Source organism: Sphingobium sp. WCS2017Hpa-17 (genome assembly GCF_031843765.1).
Lineage (GTDB): Bacteria > Pseudomonadota > Alphaproteobacteria > Sphingomonadales > Sphingomonadaceae > Sphingobium.
Genome location: NZ_JAVTIV010000002.1, coordinates 306,612 through 324,108, shown reverse-complemented (window position 1 = coordinate 324,108; position 17,497 = coordinate 306,612). Strand labels below are relative to the sequence as shown.

The 17,497-nt window shown below is 63.4% G+C and carries 17 protein-coding genes; 3 read left to right on the top strand and 14 right to left on the bottom strand.

Annotated features, from left to right (window positions below):
* Positions 1 to 6 precede the first annotated feature (6 nt).
* Both RQH62_RS05720 and RQH62_RS05715 read left to right on the top strand, forming a co-directional pair.
* Complete coding sequence (locus RQH62_RS05720) at positions 7 to 1,110, top strand: Gfo/Idh/MocA family oxidoreductase (protein ID WP_311267782.1); 1,104 nt, start codon at positions 7 to 9, stop codon at positions 1,108 to 1,110.
* Positions 1,107 to 2,126 carry an SMP-30/gluconolactonase/LRE family protein gene (locus tag RQH62_RS05715; protein WP_311267781.1) on the top strand — a complete coding sequence of 340 codons (1,020 nt, stop codon included), beginning with the start codon at positions 1,107 to 1,109 and terminating at the stop codon, positions 2,124 to 2,126. The genes RQH62_RS05720 and RQH62_RS05715 overlap by 4 nt, the downstream gene beginning before the upstream one ends.
* Here RQH62_RS05715 and RQH62_RS05710 read toward each other — a convergent pair.
* The 13 genes from RQH62_RS05710 to RQH62_RS05650 all read right to left on the bottom strand — a co-directional run bounded on the left by RQH62_RS05710 (position 2,123) and on the right by RQH62_RS05650 (position 15,841).
* Complete coding sequence (locus tag RQH62_RS05710) at positions 2,123 to 3,316, bottom strand: MFS transporter (RefSeq protein WP_311267780.1); 1,194 nt, start codon at positions 3,314 to 3,316, stop codon at positions 2,123 to 2,125. The two genes, RQH62_RS05715 and RQH62_RS05710, sit on opposite strands and share 4 nt — an antisense overlap.
* A gap of 53 nt (positions 3,317 to 3,369) precedes the next feature.
* A complete protein-coding gene (locus tag RQH62_RS05705; RefSeq protein ID WP_311267779.1) occupies positions 3,370 to 3,732 on the bottom strand; it encodes a hypothetical protein in 363 nt (120 codons plus the stop codon).
* On the bottom strand, positions 3,729 to 5,789 hold the full coding sequence (locus RQH62_RS05700; RefSeq protein ID WP_311267778.1) for a TonB-dependent receptor domain-containing protein: 2,061 nt from the start codon (positions 5,787 to 5,789) through the stop codon (positions 3,729 to 3,731). The genes RQH62_RS05705 and RQH62_RS05700 overlap by 4 nt, the downstream gene beginning before the upstream one ends.
* Positions 5,786 to 6,580 (bottom strand): TonB family protein, encoded by a 795-nt coding sequence (locus RQH62_RS05695; protein ID WP_311267777.1) that lies wholly within the window; start codon positions 6,578 to 6,580, stop codon positions 5,786 to 5,788. Before RQH62_RS05695 ends, RQH62_RS05700 begins: the two co-directional genes overlap by 4 nt.
* Before the next feature lie 39 nt (positions 6,581 to 6,619).
* A complete protein-coding gene (locus RQH62_RS05690; RefSeq protein ID WP_311267776.1) occupies positions 6,620 to 6,973 on the bottom strand; it encodes a hypothetical protein in 354 nt (117 codons plus the stop codon).
* A gap of 5 nt (positions 6,974 to 6,978) precedes the next feature.
* Positions 6,979 to 7,806 carry a DUF3325 domain-containing protein gene (locus RQH62_RS05685; protein WP_311267775.1) on the bottom strand — a complete coding sequence of 276 codons (828 nt, stop codon included), beginning with the start codon at positions 7,804 to 7,806 and terminating at the stop codon, positions 6,979 to 6,981.
* Positions 7,803 to 8,108, bottom strand: a complete 306-nt coding sequence (locus tag RQH62_RS05680; RefSeq protein WP_311267774.1) for an iron transporter — start codon at positions 8,106 to 8,108, stop codon at positions 7,803 to 7,805. The genes RQH62_RS05685 and RQH62_RS05680 overlap by 4 nt, the downstream gene beginning before the upstream one ends.
* A complete protein-coding gene (locus RQH62_RS05675; protein ID WP_311267773.1) occupies positions 8,105 to 9,745 on the bottom strand; it encodes a PepSY-associated TM helix domain-containing protein in 1,641 nt (546 codons plus the stop codon). The genes RQH62_RS05680 and RQH62_RS05675 overlap by 4 nt, the downstream gene beginning before the upstream one ends.
* A 135-nt stretch (positions 9,746 to 9,880) precedes the next feature.
* Positions 9,881 to 12,355, bottom strand: a complete 2,475-nt coding sequence (locus tag RQH62_RS05670) for a TonB-dependent siderophore receptor (RefSeq protein ID WP_311267772.1) — start codon at positions 12,353 to 12,355, stop codon at positions 9,881 to 9,883.
* A gap of 172 nt (positions 12,356 to 12,527) precedes the next feature.
* Complete coding sequence (locus RQH62_RS05665) at positions 12,528 to 13,598, bottom strand: FecR domain-containing protein (RefSeq protein ID WP_311267771.1); 1,071 nt, start codon at positions 13,596 to 13,598, stop codon at positions 12,528 to 12,530.
* 49 nt (positions 13,599 to 13,647) lie between these two features.
* Positions 13,648 to 14,163: a sigma-70 family RNA polymerase sigma factor gene (locus RQH62_RS05660; protein ID WP_311267770.1), complete on the bottom strand. Its 516-nt coding sequence runs from the start codon at positions 14,161 to 14,163 to the stop codon at positions 13,648 to 13,650.
* Positions 14,164 to 14,327: 164 nt separating this feature from the next.
* Entirely contained in the window at positions 14,328 to 15,341 is a 1,014-nt protein-coding gene (locus tag RQH62_RS05655; protein WP_311267769.1) for a fatty acid desaturase family protein, read from the bottom strand.
* Between the two features lie 59 nt (positions 15,342 to 15,400).
* Positions 15,401 to 15,841, bottom strand: coding sequence for a hypothetical protein (locus tag RQH62_RS05650; protein WP_311267768.1), 441 nt, complete (start codon positions 15,839 to 15,841; stop codon positions 15,401 to 15,403).
* A 285-nt stretch (positions 15,842 to 16,126) separates the two neighbouring features.
* On the opposite strand from RQH62_RS05650, the gene RQH62_RS05645 reads away from it, so the two are divergent.
* Complete coding sequence (locus RQH62_RS05645; protein ID WP_311268105.1) at positions 16,127 to 17,014, top strand: LysR family transcriptional regulator; 888 nt, start codon at positions 16,127 to 16,129, stop codon at positions 17,012 to 17,014.
* Between the two features lie 98 nt (positions 17,015 to 17,112).
* On the opposite strand, the gene speD is transcribed toward RQH62_RS05645, so the two are convergent.
* Entirely contained in the window at positions 17,113 to 17,490 is a 378-nt protein-coding gene (gene speD / locus RQH62_RS05640) for an adenosylmethionine decarboxylase (RefSeq protein WP_311267767.1), read from the bottom strand.
* Between the last annotated feature and the right edge of the window lie 7 nt (positions 17,491 to 17,497).

Genomic DNA, 17,497 nt, shown 5'->3' with positions numbered 1-17,497 from the left:
GATAGCATGATCGACAGTTCCCGTCGCGCTATATTGGCCAGCCTCGGCGCCGGCATGATGCTGTCCGGCATGAGCGGGAGCGCGGCGACGCGGCCCGCCCGCAAGATCGGCTATGCGATCGTGGGGCTTGGCTCCTATGCCACGCGCCAGATCATGCCCAATTTCGCCAGATGCGACCATGCCCGACTGGTGGCGCTGGTCAGCGGCACGCCCGCCAAGTTGGATCAATATGGCGCGGACTATGGCATCCCCAGGACGCATCGCTACAGCTATGCCGATTTTGATCGCATCCGCGACAATCCGGACATCGATATCGTTTATGTCGTGCTGCCCAACAGCCTGCATGCCGAATATAGCATCCGCGCCGCGCAGGCCGGCAAGCATGTGATGTGCGAGAAGCCGATGGCCGTATCCGTTGCGGAATGCGAAGCGATGATCGCCGCGTGCAGGAAGGCGGGGACGAAGCTGATGATCGGCTATCGGTCGCGTTTCGAGCCCTATAACCGGCTGGCGATCGATCTGGCCCGTGCCGGCCATGTCGGGCGAACGCAGATCATCACAGCCGACCATGGCTTTCCCATCAGGCCGGATCAGTGGCGCCTCGACCGACTCCTGTCCGGCGGCGGATCAATGATGGACATCGGTATCTACAGCCTGAACGCCGCGCGCTATCTGAGCGGAGAGGAACCCGTGGAAGTGACAGCCGTCGAAGCCACCGACCGGTCCGATCCGCGCTTCCACACAGTGGAGGACAAGATCAATTTCCTGCTGCGCTTTCCATCGGGCATCATCGCCAATTGCGTGTCCAGCTATAGCTCATCCCATAATGGCTACAGAGTGAGCGGTACGCAGGGATGGATCGACATGGAGCCGGCGACATCCTATGCCGGGCAGGTGATGACCATCCGCAAGGATGGCGTGACCGCGCCGCGCACGCTGCCCGCCCCGGCCAAGAACCAGTTTGCCGGACAACTCGACCATATGGCCGAGTGCATCATCAGCGGCGCGACACCGATCGTCGCGGGCGAGGAAGGACTGGCCGACCTGCGCGTGATCGAGGCGATCTATCGCAGCGCCGCAGATGGTCGCAGCATCAGGATGAGCGCATGATCGCGCGGCGAACGGTTCTGGCCGGGCTGGCGAGCCTGCCGGTGGCGGCGATGGGCGCCCCTGCCCCTGCCCCTGCCCCTGCCGGCTTCGTCAAGCGGCTGAGCCCAAGGCTGGACGCGATCATCCCGCCATCCGCCACGGTCGAATTTCTCGCGGAAGGATTTCGCTGGGCGGAGGGGCCGGTGTGGGTGTCGCAGGGCGACTATCTGCTGTTCAGCGATCCACCGGCCAATACCGTCTATCGCTGGCGGCAGGATGAAGGCGCGAAGCCATTCCTGTCGCCCGCCGGCTTTCAAGGCGATATCCCGGCGGGCGTGCGGGAGGCGGGCCTGAATGGGCTGATCATCGACAAGGACGGCGCATTAGTCGCGGCAGACAGCGGCACGCGCACGATCGTGCGGATCGACCTGCAAAGTCGCGAGCGGACCATCCTGGCCGAGCGGTTCGAGGGCAAGCGGTTCAACAGCCCCAATGACCTGTGCATTGCACCGTCCGGGATCATCTATTTCACCGATCCGCCCTATGGCTTTACGGATGGCGATGCGTCGGCCCTGCGGGAGGTCGCGCATAATGGCCTTTATGCGCTCTTTCCGGATGGCACGGTGGCATTGCTGGACGGCAGCCATCACCGCCCCAATGGCGTGGCGATCGCGCCGGATGGGCGGACGCTCTATCTGGCCCTATCGGACGAGAAACAGCCGGAGGTGCGCGCCTATACGTTGGGCGCGGATGGACGACCGACGGGACAGCGACTGTTCCATGATTTTCGCGCCGATCTGGCACGGGGACTGCCGGGCCTGCCCGACGGACTCAAGGTGGCGCCCGGCGGGCATGTCTTCGCGACCGGACCGGGCGGCGTGCATATATTGACGGCTGAAGGCGAACCTATCGGCCTGATCGGTACCGGCAAGGCCGTCGCCAACATCTGCTTCGGACAGGACGGCACCTGCATGTTTCTGACATCGTCCGACCGGCTGGCGCGGATCGCCATGGACCATGGCCGCACCCCCGCTTAGCGGGTTCGACAGGCCGCCACGATCAGCAACAGACCGCCGACCAGCGCAAAAGGCACGCCATTGTCGAGCGTGTAGACGAAGCTGCCGACGATCGGGCCGAGAATGACACCCAGTCCATGCGCCGCCGCGATCGAGCCGGCCGCTGCGCCCTGTTCATGTGCGTTCACCGCATTGGCGGCAAGGGCGGACACCGACGGATAGACCCAGCCCATGCCGAAGGCCGCCACCGCATAGCAGGCCCAGAGCAGCGGCGCGCTGGTCGCAAGCGTGACCGCAGCGAAGCCGACCCCGCCGATGAAGGCGCCCAGGCGGATCAACGTCATCGGCGACCAGTCGAGTTGGCGCAGAACGACCTGCGCCAGCACCAGCGCCACGCCGACCGCCGCCAGCGCGATGCCCGCCGCATGGGCCGCACCCGCCGGATCGAGATGCAGCCGATCGAGCGCGAAAAAACCGACCGTGATCTGCGCGACGGCAACGCTGAACATCGCGACGAACGCGATCGTCATGGGCCTACGCAACCGAGGGTCGGTCAGGCGCAGCAGGTCGGCCTTGGGTGGCGCATGCTGTTCCTGCTGGGGGAGAACGCGCCACAGCACGGCAAAGGCCACCGCCGGCAAAAAAGCGGTCAGATAGAGTGGCAGGCTGAGATTGATCGGACCGACGAGACCGGCGAAACCGGGACCGATCACCATGCCCGCCGCGCTGGACGCGCCGATCGCCGCCATCGCCTTGCCGCGTTCTCCCGGCGGGACATGGTCCGCCACCAACGCCGTGCTGGTCGCCGGCACGGCGGCGTAGAAGATGCCGGCCACCGCACGACCGACGACCAGCCCGATGAACGCCAGCGCGGGCCCCATCGTCGTACGCAGCGCGAAATCGATGAAGAGCGACAGCAGGACATAGGTGACGGCAAACCCACCCAGACCCAGCAACAGGATTTTGCGGCGGCCCCGGCGATCGCTGGCAGCGCCCCAGATGCGCGCCATCACCATCCAGGCGACACCGGCGACCGTCATGGCCGCACCGACCTGCCAGGGCGCAAGGCCGACAACGCGCGCGATCGGCCCCGCCAGTGCAACGAAAGCCATCATCGCCATCGAGCAGACGAAGGTTTCAAACATCAGCGGCTTGAGGCTGAAGGAGTCGGTGGCTGGAGCCGAGGCGGGGCTATTCGCCAATCCGGTCATGACATTCCTTTTTGAGATTCGTTCGCAAATACGGAACCGTTCGGGGATGGCGATCAAGCCCGGACAGCTGGACCGCTATACAGAGTCAGGGGCGACAAGCGCAGCCGCATCTGATTGAGCCAGCGCGCGCAATGGCATGTGACGATGGCGAGGCGCCGGTCATGCGGGGGCTGGACCGGCGCGCTGATCCGCTGGCTGTTCGCGATCCACGACAGCAACGTCAGTTCGCCTTCGCTGACATAGGATGTGCCCGGCGGTTGTATCCCCAACCCGCGCCGCTCGGCCAGCTGATGAAGAATGGTGAAGCAGCGGGCAGCGCGCGGATCGAGCGGGATGGCCCAGTCCCCTCGCATGACGGCGAGCACGCGGCGCTCGACACGGGTGCGGCGATGCAACGGCAAAGTGGTGCGGTTCATAGCGCGCGCGCCAGTGTCAGCGACAGGATCGCGCCCTGCCATTGATCGCGCTGTTCGAGGCCGGACGCCAGCCCGGCCCGGCTGGGCGTATAGAAGCGCCGCAGGCGATGCGTATCCTGACCATTGATAGCGCTCGCCTTCAGCGTCGTCTTGAACCCGGCCAGCGCGGTCGTCTCGACATAGGCGCCCCAGAGCGCATCGTCGCGCCAGGTCAGCAATTCGCCGGTATAATAGACCGACGCCCGTTCGGCCGCCGTATAATTCACCCCCCAGGAGGATCGCAGGGCGGGCACGTCATGGCGGAATTCGGCCGTCAGGCTGCGCGGGGGAATATCGTCCATCTTGCGGATATTGCCTGTCACCGGGTCACGGAAGCGCGAACCGCGCAGCGTGCCGTCGAGGGTCAGCCGGGCACCCCGGATCGCGGCATCGAGCGGCAGCGTCGCCTGCGCCGTGACGCCCCATTGTCGGGCATTGCCGATCGTGCCCAGCGCCTCGTCCCCTGATAGCAGCAGCAGATAGCCGAGCAGCCCCTGATGCCATTGATGATAGCCCTCGACCGCGATTGCGCCGCCCTTTCCCCAGCGATGGTCGACCCGGCCGAGCGCGCGCGTGACGCGCGCAGGGCGCAGGCCGGCATTACCGCCCAGCGGACGACCATCGGCCTGATTCACCGATGCCGCAAAGTCACCGAAATCGAGTTGATCCACCGTTCGGCGGCCACCGATGCGCAGTTGTGTGCTGCCCGATGGCGACCAGACCAGCGCGGCGGACGGCTTCCAGTAGGACAGACTTTGTTCGTTGGGAAAATCGCCCGTCACGCGGATCCGCGACATTTCAAAGGCCATGCCGCTTTCGAAATTGAGCGTGCGCGCCAGTTTGACGGTGAGGTTGGCAAAGGCTTCGCCGCGCAGTTCCGATACGCGGGTGTCGGCATTGGCGAGATTGACCGGCATCAGGCCGCCGCCCACATCTTCCGCATAATCGAGCCGGCTGGACAGGCGATTATACGCTATCTCGACGCCCAGCTCAGGCCGGATCGCATGGTCGCCCTCGCGCGTCAGCGTGGTGCGGCCGACCAGTTCGAGCGGCTTCTGTCGCAGCGACGACACGCCCTGATAGCCTGGCTCGACATAATTTTCGTCGGTCGTGCCATCCTCCAGCCGGGCAAGGCCCACCAGCTTGGTGGTCCAGCCCTTCCCAAGCGCGCGGGTCCAGTCCAGGCCCAGTTCACCGCTCTTTCCCTTTTCCTCATAGAGGATATCACGCACCGCCTGCGGCGTGCCTTCGCGCGCGCCGGCGAAAATGTCGATGGCGCGGTCGGAGCGATAGCCATCCTTGTTCAGCCGCAGGTTGACGGTCAGCGCCCCGCCCGCGACCATGCCGGATGTGGACGCGGCCAGGCCAAGCTCGGGTGCCTTGCCGTCGATCCGCTCGAAGCGGGTCTGGGTCAGCGTGCCGGTTGCGTCGCGATTATAATAGAGGCCGTCGGTCGGATAGCGCACCACTTCGCCCGACAGTTCGATATTGGTCTGCCAACCGGCAATGCGGCGGGCATGGCTGATCTGGCCGGACGGCGAAATCCGCCCATCGGCAGTGTGGCGCAGCGTCAGCGACGCATTGCCCGATCCGCCGGCATCCGCGCGCAGGATGACATTGGCCACCAGCGTCTGGCCCTGCGCTTCGGCGGCGTCGGTGCCGCGCAGCAGGAGGACGCGCTCCACCCGCGACGCGCTGATCCGTCGCAGCACCTGACTGATGCCGCCGGCCTTCACCGTAGGGCGTTGCCCGTCGATCAGGACATTGCCAGCCGCGCCGCCAAAGCCGCGCAGGCTGGAGCCTTCAGACAGGAGGAAGCCCGGCGTGCGTTCCAGCATGTCGAGCGCCGTCTGCGGCTGGAACGGCGCATAGAATTCCGCCGGATATACCGGATCGGGGCCGGTCGGTATCACCGGCGGATGGGTCGGCTGCTGCGCCAACAGGTCCGGCCGGGACTGCTCGTCGGCAGGCGTGCCTGCCACTACGGCGAGGCTGGAAAAGAACAGGGACAAATTCATCGCATGAAAAACTCTACGGGGACGACCAGTTCGATGGTGTCGCCCTTCACATCTTCGGGGGGCCTGGGCAGCGGCTGTGCGCGCTTGGGCAGCGACAGAGCTTCCTGATCGAGCGAGCGATATCCCGACGATCGTTCAAGTCGCGAGGAGAGCACTTTCCCCGCCCGGTCCATGACGAAGCGGATATAGGGCACGCCCTGCTGCCGCGCGAAATGGGCGTCGCGCGGGTAGCGCTTCACCTTGTTGAGTGCGCCCAGCACCAGCCCTTCCCAGGTTGGCTTGCCAGTCGACACCTGCGGCGCGGGCGGCGCGGGCTTGCTTTCCGGCGCAGTGGTTTCCTTCACCGGCGGGCCCGGGTCCGGCGTTGGTTTGGCGGCCACGACAGGCAACAGATTGGCGCTGGGCACTTCCACCTTCGGCGGTTCGATCCTGGGTTGATCGGGATCCGGCTTCGCTGTTTCCTTCTGCACCTTATCCGGGCCGGGCGGCACTTCGCGGACCGGTTCCGGCGGTGCAGCCGGCGGGGCGACGTTGAAGACGTTGAGCGTCGCGGGCGTCTTCACGGCCTTGTAGACCTGCCAGCTCAGCAACATGCACCCGGCGAAGAGCAGCGCGACCAGCCCCACGCCGCCCGCACCGCACAGGCGGGTGCGCAAGCTCATCGGCTGATCCGAATAGCGGGTGTAGCTGTAGACCGGAAGCGCGGCTTTCGGCGGCGCATAAGCGACCTGCGCGGCCTCCATATCGCTTTCAACCAAGCGCAATCGTGCGGCACCTTCGCGCAGGCTCATGCCGGCCATCCTACTGTGCTCGTCAATGGCATCATGTTCCTATCTCCTGACCCATCGGGCCTTGTCGCGCGTGCGGGGAAATCCGATCTCGTCATGCTCGACGATGGCCTGTTCGCCTGGCCCGACATCGAGCAGGACATAATAGCCGCCCCTGGGGCGCGGAAATGTGAGCAGGCTGTCCCTGTCCAGCTTGCGCGCCAGCAATGTCCGGCCGCCATGGTCGATGACTTCCAGCCCCACGCCGGGTGCGGCGTCCCCCTCCGCATAGCCGCCCCGGCAGCGCACCGTCTGCTGATCGAGCAGTACGCATTTGAGGACAGGGCCATGGGCATGCGCCGGCATGGCCAGCATCGACAGCGTCATGCAGAGCAGGCCCCTGACCAGTATACGCATGGGGCTCATTCTCCTTTTGCCTGTTCGGCAAACCAGTCGACGGTGGCGGGCGATATAGCCTTCATCGGCCAAGCAACCTGATGGACCGTGCCGTCCTTGCCGATGACCGTCATCCAGAGCTGGCTGTCGCCGGTCAGGTTGGACGGCAATTGAATCTCCGCGCCGCGATCCCAGCGATTGCCCTCGAACGCCACGCCGGCGGCGCGCATGGCGCGTGGCTTGTTCACCTTCAGATAGACATGGAGTATGCTGGCATCGCACATCTCGCAGAAGCGCAGGCGATAGGCCTTGATCGGTATATCCATGCTCGCCACTTCGGGGGCATTCCGATCAGCTTCCGCAAAGGTGAAACCCCAGGGGCCGACCTGGCCATGGATGGCATCATCGCGGTCCAGCGCCCTGGTTTCGACGCGCGCATAGGCCAGGGCGAACGTCCCCATGGTGCTGCCCAGCATCAGCCAGCCGATCCATCGGCGCGGCTTGCGCATCGGCGCGTCATCCATGGCGGATGGCGCACCTTTGGGTGCTCGCTCCGACCGCGCTTTGACTGGCGGCTGCCAGGGCCATTCAGGTAGCGCGAAGACAAGGAGAATGGCCGCAATGCTGAGCCAGCCACACCAGATGGCGATGCCCACGCCCGCCGTATCGAGCGCGCGCATGCCAAGCAGCAGCGCGCCCCCGAGGAGCAACCATCCGCCGATTCGCGCGGTACGGCGCCAGCGCAGGGCCGGCAGCACGCGCAACAGATGTTTTGCGTGTCGTTCGGTGGCCAGAGCAAGCGCGCCGAAGCCAGCGAAGGCCAGTGCCAGCATGGCGAGATGCGCGCCGCTCATGCCGCGCCTCCAGCGCCTAGCAGCCAAGCGGCAAGTGATAGCCCGGCAGTGCCGGCCACCGACACAGCCCAGACGGATCGCAGGTGACGCGCATGGAAGGCCCAGAGAATGAAACCGCTATAGAGGGCGAAGCTGAGCATCGAGGCCGCCATCACTGCCTGCGCGCGGGGCAGCGGCCAGAGCAGGGATGCCAGCACGATAGCCGCCGATGTCAGCGCATAGCCGCCACCAAAAGCCACGACCACGCGCGACGCCACCGCCCAGCGATAGCGCGCGGTTACGCACTTGCCTTGCCCGCTCACGCCTGCGCCTCCCCCAAGATGGGCTGGCGCGCTGGCGACGAAGGCGCCTTGCTACCGGCATCGAGCCGCTTTGCCGCCTTTCGCGCAGTGATAGCGAAACAGGCCGCCAGCCCCAGCATGGTAAGGTCGAAGCCGGCGAAGACCCAGTCGCCTTGCCCAATGGCCGCGAAGAGATGCCGGCCGGTCGTCAGCCCGTTCAGCAGCGGGATCAAGGCAAAGGCCGCGCAGGTTGCCCAGAGCAATTCGATCCAGGCCCGCCGCAATGGCCGGGCCAGCGCGTAGAAGAAGGCGCCAAGCCATAGCGCGAACAGGCTGTGATATTCCCAATCGGCACGGTCCATCATGCCGATGGGGAGGAGCCGGTTGGCCCAGAAGAAGCCAGCAATCGCCAGCGGCAGGCCAGCGATGGTCGCAACGTTCAGCGCCTCGACGAGACGGACGCCGGCATCCTCACGCGCATCCTGTCCGCTCGCCAGATGAAAGCGCCGCCGCTTGACCGTCCATAGCACCAGTCCCGTGCCGATCATCCCGCACCCCAGCAGGCCCGACGCGAAATAGACCCAACGCCCCCAATAATCGGCGTAGACGCCCTCATGCAGGTTGAGCATCACCGTCTGCGTCGCGCCGGGCGCGCCGCTGGGATCGGGCTCATCGGGCAGGCGAGCGCCGCTGTCGGCATGGAAGCGCAGCTTAGCGGCATCATAAAGTTTCAGGCCGACCGGCACATGCGACACGATCACCTGCGGCGGCTCGCCTTCCATCCGCTCGATCGTGACGGAGGCAATCTGGTCCGCCCCCCACAACGCGGCGGCCTGGGCCAGCATCGGAGCCATCGGGGCGGATGGACGCGCGATCGGGGCGTGCCTGTGCGCGCCGCCTTCATAAAGTTCGTCGTAGAAGGCCCGGCCACTTTCCTCGTCCGTGCCATAAAGAACGGCCTTACCCGCAGGCATATAGGTGAAGAGGAAGAAAAGCAGGCCACTATAGGTGATCATCAGGAAGAAAGGCAGCGCCATGACGCTGACCGCATTATGGGCGTCGAGCCAGGACCGCTGGCCCTTGCCGGGGCGGAAGGTGAAGAAGTCCTTGAATATCTTCTTGTGGGTGATGATGCCGCTGATGATCGCGACCAGCATCAGCATGGTGGCAATGCCGACGATCCGGTAAGCCCATTGATAGGGCAGATAATGCAGCGAATAGTGCATGCGGTAGAGGCCCCGGCCACCGGCCGTTTCCCGTGGCTCGACGTCCGGCGGCAATATCGCGCCGGTCCGCGTGTCGAGCTGCTCACTGCCGCCGGCGCCATATTCATGACCCGACTTGGGCATTTCCTCCCAACGGATCGAAAAATTCATCCATTCGCGTTCACCCGGCCGGATATAGGGGAAGGTGACGTTCCAGCTGGCGGCGGCCGGTGCCACCTGCTCCAGCCGCTGCATTGCCAGTTCCGTCAACCGGGTCCGATCGGCATTGGCCGGCGCCGCCGTCACCGACCGTTCCGGCTGCATCCACTGGCCTATTTCCAGCTGGAAATAGCCCGCCGTCCCGGTCACGAAGACGAAGAATAATATCCAGCCGGCGACCAGACCGACCCAGGTGTGCAGCCAGGCCATCGACTGGCGGAATGCGTCTTTCATGCGATTGCTTTTCAATACCAGTTGAGCGCCTATTGATTAGACGTTCGAGCCAGACGATTTTTCACCATCGCCGGCGAAAAATATGGATGGCCGGCCCGACCCCGACGCCATCATCCGGGCCAGGCCGTGCGTGGGTCAGAATTTGCCTTGCAGCGTCACCAGGACATTCCGGGGTGCGCCGACATAATTATAGGCCCGCTCGTGGCTGAGATATTTATAATAGTTGAGGTCGAAGACATTGTTCAGATTGACCGAAAGGGACAGGGCGTCACCCAGTTTCGCCCGTGCCATCAGATCGACCAGCGCATAGGGTTTCTGCGCCATTTCGAAGCCCGGCATGGCCTGCACCTCTACCCAGTGGCGGCTTTGCCATGTCGCGCTGCCACCGAGCGTCAGCCAGTCGAGCCCGCCGCCCAGATCATAGGCGGTCGAGAGCTTCACCAGATGCCGGGGCTGATAGGCGGTGAAGCGCTGCCCGCCATTGGGGCCGTTCACATATTTGGTGTCGGTCAGAGTATAGCCGATCGTCGCCTGCCAGCCCTTGGCCAATTGTCCCGCCAGCTCCACTTCGCCGCCCTGATTGCGCACCTTGCCGCCCGCGACCGAACAATAGTCATTGCCGGTCGAGGGACAGGGGGTCGGGCCGGTGAGATCGTCGATGGCGCGATTGCTCTGCGAAATGCGGAACAGCGAGGCGGTGAGCAGCAGCTTGTCGTCAGCAAAGCCCTGCTTCACGCCGATTTCATAATTGGCGCCGACGATCGGGTCGAGCAGATTGCCGTTCCGGTCGATGACATTCTGCGCCTCATAAATATCGGTATAGCTGGCATAGAGCGTGGTACCCGGACGCACATCCCAAGTCAGCCCGCCATAAGGCAGAAGCTGCGCGCTGGATTTGAAGCCGGAGCGGGTGGTGAGCGTGGGCGAGAGGGTTTCGGTCGCCGTCTTCCACCAGTTGACGCGCAGGCCGGCGAACAGCTTCACATCATTCAGCACCGACATGCGCGCCAGACCATAGACGCCACCCTGCTGCGTGCGGGTGGTGGTGCGCGATGTGCCCTTCGTGATGGTGGGGAAGCTGTAGTCGAGCGGGTCGAAGTTCAGCATGTCGGGCGTGGAGCCATACCAGGGCGCGTCAAGCGTGTCGGAACTGGTGACGCCGCGCACCTTCTGAAAATTCGCGCCGAACACCAGTTCATGACGGCCGCCCAGCAGGTTCAGCGGTCCATCTACCTGAAGATCGGCAACCGACTGGCGGGCATCATAATAAAGTTGCGTGGCGCGGACCAATGGGCCGGTGCCGGTATCGCGATAGACCGCCTGCCCCGAAACGAACATGCGACGATTGAAAAGCGAGGTCCAGATGCCGGTACCGACCAGCTTGGCCTTCCAGTCGCCGCCCAGTTGCTGCTCGACCTCGACGAAGGCGGTCGTCGTCTCGCTGTCGCGGCGGTTCCAGGCTGCACCGAAGAAGGTGGAGCGGGGCAATTCGAGCGCGCCGCCATCGGTGTAGCGGGGATAGCCCATGGATTCCGGCGTACCGGTCGCCTTCGCCCAGTCCGCGCCGATGCTGACCATGGTCGAACTGCCAAGGTCGGCCTGCACCACGCCATAGGCCACGCGCTTCGTCTCGTTCACATAGTCGATGAAGCTGTCCTTGTCCTGCCAGGCGCCCACAATGCGCGCGCGCAGATGGCCGTCTTCGCTGAGCGCGCCCGAAACGTCCGCTTCCACGCGGTAGTTATCCCATGATCCGCCGCGCACCAGCAGGTTCGCCTGATGATCGAGCGTGGGCATCTTGCGGACGAGATTGACCGTACCGCCCGGCTTGCCCGATCCTTGGGTCAGGCCGGCCACGCCGCGCAACACCTCGACCCGGTCGTAGATGGCCATATCCTGCTGCGCAGCGCCGGGCTGCTGCGGAAAATTGACGTTCGCACCATTCACCTGGATCGTGGTGATGTCGAAACCACGAATAGTGATGGCCGTGCCGAAATATTCGCCTTCGTTGATCTTCACGCCGGTCGCATGGGCCAGCGCGTCGTTGATCGATACCGCCGCCTCATTATCCAGTTGCGCGCGCGTGACGATGCTGACGGACTGTGGCGTCTGACGCGGTGACAAGGACAGGCCCGTTGCCGTGCCCATTGCGCGCGCAACGTAGCTGCTGTCGCCCTCGGTCGCATTCGCATCGCTGGTGACGATGGACCCGCCGCCGCTGGTCGCGCCTTCTACGCGCACCGGCCCCAGTTGGACCGTACCATCTGCGCTATCGGGCGCGGCTTCGACCATGACCGACCGGCTGGACAGCCAGCGGAAGGTAAGGCCGGTGCCAGATAGCAAGCGGGACAAGGCTTCGGCCGGCGCAAGATTGCCCGACACGCCCGGCGTCCGGCGACCGCGGGTCACGCTGCTTTCCGCCGACACCTCGATCCCCGCCTGCCGGCCGAACAGGATGATAGCGTCCGGCAAGGGCTGGGTGGCAATATCAAAATCGCGCGTCGTGCGCCCCTGCGCCTGCGCCGGCGCGGAAGGCAGCGCCGCCGCACTCGTCAGGAGAAGCGCCAGGCACGCCGCCTTGTGCGCCCGGAACCAGCGTCCATTGTTCATGTCTTTTCAAACCCCCGGTCATCAATGATCTTTTATGAGCGCGATCCATATGTGCTAATGTGTCGCATATGCGATCGCGCTGCATTCCAAGGACTGTGGCACTAGAGAGGAATTTCAGATTTTTTCTGGTAGCTTAACGAAATCTGGATCAAATATATGATTTTAATAGATATTATCCGACGATAATGAGCCAGGGCGTAATCCGGGTCACGCTGCCCCCGATAGGCCCGACCAGCGAATGAACCGCCTGTAGCGGATTGCGGGGATTATAGACGCCGTTGACGCGCCGTGCAGCGATCGCATCGTCCATCAGGATGATCCTGCCCCGATACCAGGGTCGGATGTCATCAATCACCTCCGCCACGGTCCGGTCACGGGCATTGACCTCCGCCAAGGCCCAGGATGCGATCAACGCTGGCGCCACATGGTCGACCTGCGCCCTGCCGCCCTTGTCTATCCGGACCTCATCCCCCGCCGACAGGAAGGTCGATCGTGCACCGGATGCGCTATCGTCGACGCGCACGCGGCCATGTTGCACGCCGACATGGGTGGCAGCGGCCAATCTGCGCACATCAAATCCGGTTCCCAACACCGTGGTCGTGACCGAACCGGCCGCGACGCGAAAGGGCCTGGCAGGATTGGGCCGTACCTGGAACAGCGCTTCCCCCTGCAACAGGTGAATCCGACGCTCCCCCTGTGTAAAGGTCACGCGGATCGCGGACTGCGGTCCCAGTTGCGCGGTGGAACCATCCGCCAGGGCCACCGTCTCCAACTCCCCCGTTCCGGTTCTATGGTCGGCTTGGATCGCCAGCAGCGCAGAGGGGACCAGCCAGACGGCGACAAGGGCCGCCGCAACGGCGCTCGCGATCATCGGTCGCCGTTTCAGAATGAGCGACGGAGTCGCCCGCCGGCGGCGTGCGCACCGTCCCATGGGCAGTCGCGCTGGCTCCGCAGCCATGGCGGACGTTGCGCCAGCCGTCCCGGCGTCTCCAATCATCTCATAGCTTTGGCCGAGTTGCTGCCATGTATCCCAATGGCGCGCATCCGCGGACAGCCAATCGCGAAAATGGGCAGCCATGTCCGTATCGTCCGGATGATCGGCCAGCGCCAGCAGCCAGTTTGTGGCTTCGCCCAATATGCGTTCGTCATCATCCATCATTACACAGGCACATCCGAAATGCGCCACCAGCCTGAGCCGTGTGCGCCAGGCCGTCGGCTGCCATGCAGGGTCCGCTTCGTCCATGGACGGAAGACGTTTGAGGGTAACCGGTTTTTCAGCCGCATCGCAAAAATCATTCGCGGGCCGCCATCCGGCGCCGATGGCAATGTTTGATACCATCGGCCACCAGGCCATGGACCAGCCCGACGGATACACCCAGATGTTGAGCAATCTCCATCAGCGTATGGCCGCCGAAACGGTGCATTTCCACCGCTATGCGCGTCCGCTCCGGCAGTTCGGCAAGTGCGGCACGGACATGATCCAATTCGTTGCGGGCTATCGCCTGCGCTTCTGGCGTGGGCCGCTCGCACGGAACGGCGTTTACGAGATCGGCGAGATCGTCCCCCTGCCTTTCTCCCGCGATCAACGCCCGCCGGCGCCCGTCCAGCGCCAGATTGCGGACGATCCGATAGAGATAGTGCAGCGGCTGTCGTACCGCGTCTCCATCGAAAGCCCGGTCGAATCGTATCCAGGCATCCTGAACAACATCCTCCGCCTCGGCCTGACTGCCGGTAATCACGCGCGCATAGTCGATCAGCGATGCACGATGGGTGCGATAGAAATAAAGAGCCCCCTGCTCGTTCGCCACGAAACCCCTCACCCCCCATCCACCCGGATCAGCCCCGTCAGGCAATTGCGAATAATTCGCAACAGCTCGTTAGTCTTTTACATTTTCTGTGGCAAGTCTCGCCGAGCGTCAGATTGAGGTGATGTCTCGGCAGCACCCGTCGTGCACGCGTACCACGGACATCTTCATTCCACCTTTGCATGCCCGCTGTTCACGCCCCTAGCGGTCGATGCTGGCTGGGGCATCAGTTCCCTGACCACGCCCCAATAGCCCTGCGTGATGTGCGCATTTGCCGCATAAACCGGATCGGCCATGAGATGCCCGTGCAGACGGCGCAGATTATGCCAGGGCACCGATGGGAACAGATGATGTTCCAGATGATAGCTGACATTGAGCGGCCCGATCAGGATCCGGTCGAGCAGCGTGGGGATGACGGTGCGCGTGCCGTTGAGTTCCTGCGCGTCGGGGACGCCGACATGCTCGGCCATGGCACGGATGCGGTTGAAGACATTGGCCCAGATGAATTGCGGGATCATGAAAAGACCCAATATCTGCCAACGCCAGGGCGACCAGAGGACGAGCCCATAGACGATCACCGCCCAGGCCACATAGCGGAGCCGCAATGCCAGGCGAAAATCGAAGCCGAAGCGGCGGGGATTGTGGAAATTGGCGATGGGTGACCAGACCCGCGCCGCGCGGGCCACGCGATAATAGTTGAGGCCAAACAGGCTGCGGAAGAACAGTCGGACCATGGCCCTGCCGCTTTTCGGGAAATGCTGGTCGGGATCCTTGCGCTGGACCCGATAGTCATAATCCTGCGGCGTGTTGGTATGGCGGTGATGCACCATATGGGCGACACGATAGAGGTCGATGCTGAGGACCAGCGGATAGGCAACGAAAATGTCACCGATGAGATCGTTGATGCGCCGATTGCTGAACAACAAGCCGTGACAAGCATCGTGCATCATCACCGCCAGACACTGGATCCGCGTACCGATGACCAGGCCGGCCAGCACGTACACCAATATATGGTCTGCCCGGATCGCGATCGCCATGGCGGCGACGATGATTATCCATTGAAGGGCGAGCAGCAGGGCATTGCGCCGATTGTCGACGACGGACAATATCCGGATCAGAGGCAGGGTACCGCGCCGCGAGTAGCGATAGCCCGGCGCACGGCCTTCGGCGATATTGTCCATGAACCGGTCTCCGACTGCCGCACCAGCCTGCGGCAAGCTATTGTGGGTGCAAATCAACGTCAATCGCCATGTCCTGACGACAGCCTATTGGTTCGATCGCCCGGTCGCAGGAATAAAAGAATAGGCACGTAGGTGGCGTTGACAAAGTGCGGCGGCCATTTGCAGATCTCGGCGAGGTCGAGGAAGCTGGCAAAGAATAGAGCGGTTTTGTCGTAGCGCGTGGCGAAGCGACGGAACTGCTTGTGGCAGACCATGCGCTTGGTGCGGTTGCGATCCCGATAGCGGCGGACATTGAAGGCAACGGGCTCGCGGCGATTGGATTTGAGCAGGATGATCGGAAGAATGCCCCGTATCAGCAGCTTGTCGCGCGCGGCGTCGCCATCATAATCTTTGTCGGCGAGCAAGGCCTTGGGCTTGATGACGGGGATCCCCATCAGGGCATCGACAGCACCAGAGCCAGATGCCTCCCTTCCAGTCAGGATGAAGTCTTGCCATGACATTCCATTCCGCGTCCGTCAGATCACCCCGAGCCATTGCCTCTGCCAAAAAGAGAAGCCCTGCACCAGAAATCAGGCCGATTGGGAATCCACTTTGTCGACGCGGCCTTGCGATGTTCGCGCTTCCATCGTGTGTCCGCGCGCGCCCGAAACCGATAAGCAGTGAGCACCGTTCCACAGCTTGCGCTCCGAGCCTCTCCTGATCCGGCATATCCGGTTATAGAAATGTCCCCAACTCGTGATAAACATCCTCATTTCGCAACAGATTATTACTTTGGAGTGATAATGGTGGCAGCATGGGCGGGCATTGAAGAATTTGTGGCCGTTGCGTCGGCGGGATCCTTCACGCGCGCCGCGCAAAGCCTGGGCGTATCGACGACGCATGTGAGCCGCGCCGTCCTGGCGCTGGAACAAAGAATACAGGCCCAACTTTTCCAAAGAACGACCCGGACCGTTCGCTTGACCGACACCGGCCGTGTCTTCTTCGAAAGATGCGAGCGAATTGAGCAGGAACGCGACGAAGCCATTGCCCTCGTGTCCGACAAGGGGGTGCCGCAAGGCGAATTGCGGGTCAGCTGTTCTACAGCGATGGGGGAGCGATTTGTCGCTCCAATCTTGCGCAGTTTCGCAACCCCGTTCCCGAAACTGCGCCTGTCCATTGACCTGTCGAACAGGATTGTGGACCTGGTTGGCGAGGGATACGACCTGGCTATTCGCACCGGGGCCGTCTCCGATCATCGACTCATCGCGACACGTATCGCTTCTCGGGGGTTATTGACCTGTGCTGCGCCCTCTTACCTCGCACAGCGCGGCATACCAGCGTCGATCGAGGATATATCCGGTCATGAATGTCTGAGAGGTACCAGTTCGACATGGCACTTCAACATAAACGGACGGGATGTGATTCACCGGCCCGATGGCCGGTTTCGCTGCAACAGCGGGCACGCCGTCATCGAAGCCTGCGTCGCTGGCCTCGGTATCTGCCAACTGCCCGATTTCTATGTCCTGCCGCTCCTCCAGGAAGGCAAGGTGGCATTATTATTTGATGACATGCGACCTGCCGACGAACCCATCTGGGCCGTCTATCCCCAGCGCTGGCACCTCTTGCCCAAGGTGAGCAAAGCGGTGGAATGCCTGCAACGCGCGTTGCCGGCCGCGCTCAATTCGCTGGTCTGAACCCGTGGCGTTGCGACAGGGCAAGGTGATGAAGATGATCTGATCGCACGTGGCCCGCACTATGGGTTCAGGCCTTCAGTCATACTATCCTTTTCACATCAATGATCCGGTTGCCACGTCTTTCCCAATTCCGATTGATTGCCCCGCCGCACCACATTCTCCTTTATATGGATAGGGAGCAGATAGGCCGATAGCGTCCGCAACGCCTTGGCAGGGTCATGACGCACGCCGCACAGGAAGATGTCGACCGCCGCATAGCCATGTTCCGGCCAGCTATGGATCGACATGTGGGATTCCGCCAGCAGCGCAACGCCGGTGACGCCCTGCCCTTCGCCGAAATGATGGAGGTGCAGGCCGATCACCGTCGCCCCGGCGCTCTCCGCCGCAGCGCGCAGGGCGGTTTCGATCAGGGCCACATCGTCCAGCACGGGACAACCGTAAAGATCCGCCAGCAGATGCCGGCCGTCATAAGTCATGGGCGGT

What these genes read in the sequence shown, in the direction of transcription:
- RQH62_RS05720 (WP_311267782.1), top strand. Translation starts at nt 7, where the DNA reads ATGATCGACAGTTCCCGTCGCGCTATATTGGCCAGCCTCGGCGCCGGC.
- RQH62_RS05715 (WP_311267781.1), top strand. Translation starts at nt 1,107, where the DNA reads ATGATCGCGCGGCGAACGGTTCTGGCCGGGCTGGCGAGCCTGCCGGTG.
- RQH62_RS05710 (WP_311267780.1), bottom strand. Translation starts at nt 3,316, where the DNA reads ATGACCGGATTGGCGAATAGCCCCGCCTCGGCTCCAGCCACCGACTCC.
- RQH62_RS05705 (WP_311267779.1), bottom strand. Translation starts at nt 3,732, where the DNA reads ATGAACCGCACCACTTTGCCGTTGCATCGCCGCACCCGTGTCGAGCGC.
- RQH62_RS05700 (WP_311267778.1), bottom strand. Translation starts at nt 5,789, where the DNA reads ATGAATTTGTCCCTGTTCTTTTCCAGCCTCGCCGTAGTGGCAGGCACG.
- RQH62_RS05695 (WP_311267777.1), bottom strand. Translation starts at nt 6,580, where the DNA reads ATGAGCCTGCGCGAAGGTGCCGCACGATTGCGCTTGGTTGAAAGCGAT.
- RQH62_RS05690 (WP_311267776.1), bottom strand. Translation starts at nt 6,973, where the DNA reads ATGCGTATACTGGTCAGGGGCCTGCTCTGCATGACGCTGTCGATGCTG.
- RQH62_RS05685 (WP_311267775.1), bottom strand. Translation starts at nt 7,806, where the DNA reads ATGAGCGGCGCGCATCTCGCCATGCTGGCACTGGCCTTCGCTGGCTTC.
- RQH62_RS05675 (WP_311267773.1), bottom strand. Translation starts at nt 9,745, where the DNA reads ATGAAAGACGCATTCCGCCAGTCGATGGCCTGGCTGCACACCTGGGTC.
- RQH62_RS05670 (WP_311267772.1), bottom strand. Translation starts at nt 12,355, where the DNA reads ATGAACAATGGACGCTGGTTCCGGGCGCACAAGGCGGCGTGCCTGGCG.
- RQH62_RS05665 (WP_311267771.1), bottom strand. Translation starts at nt 13,598, where the DNA reads ATGGACGAAGCGGACCCTGCATGGCAGCCGACGGCCTGGCGCACACGG.
- RQH62_RS05655 (WP_311267769.1), bottom strand. Translation starts at nt 15,341, where the DNA reads ATGGACAATATCGCCGAAGGCCGTGCGCCGGGCTATCGCTACTCGCGG.
- RQH62_RS05650 (WP_311267768.1), bottom strand. Translation starts at nt 15,841, where the DNA reads ATGTCATGGCAAGACTTCATCCTGACTGGAAGGGAGGCATCTGGCTCT.
- speD (WP_311267767.1), bottom strand. Translation starts at nt 17,490, where the DNA reads ATGACTTATGACGGCCGGCATCTGCTGGCGGATCTTTACGGTTGTCCC.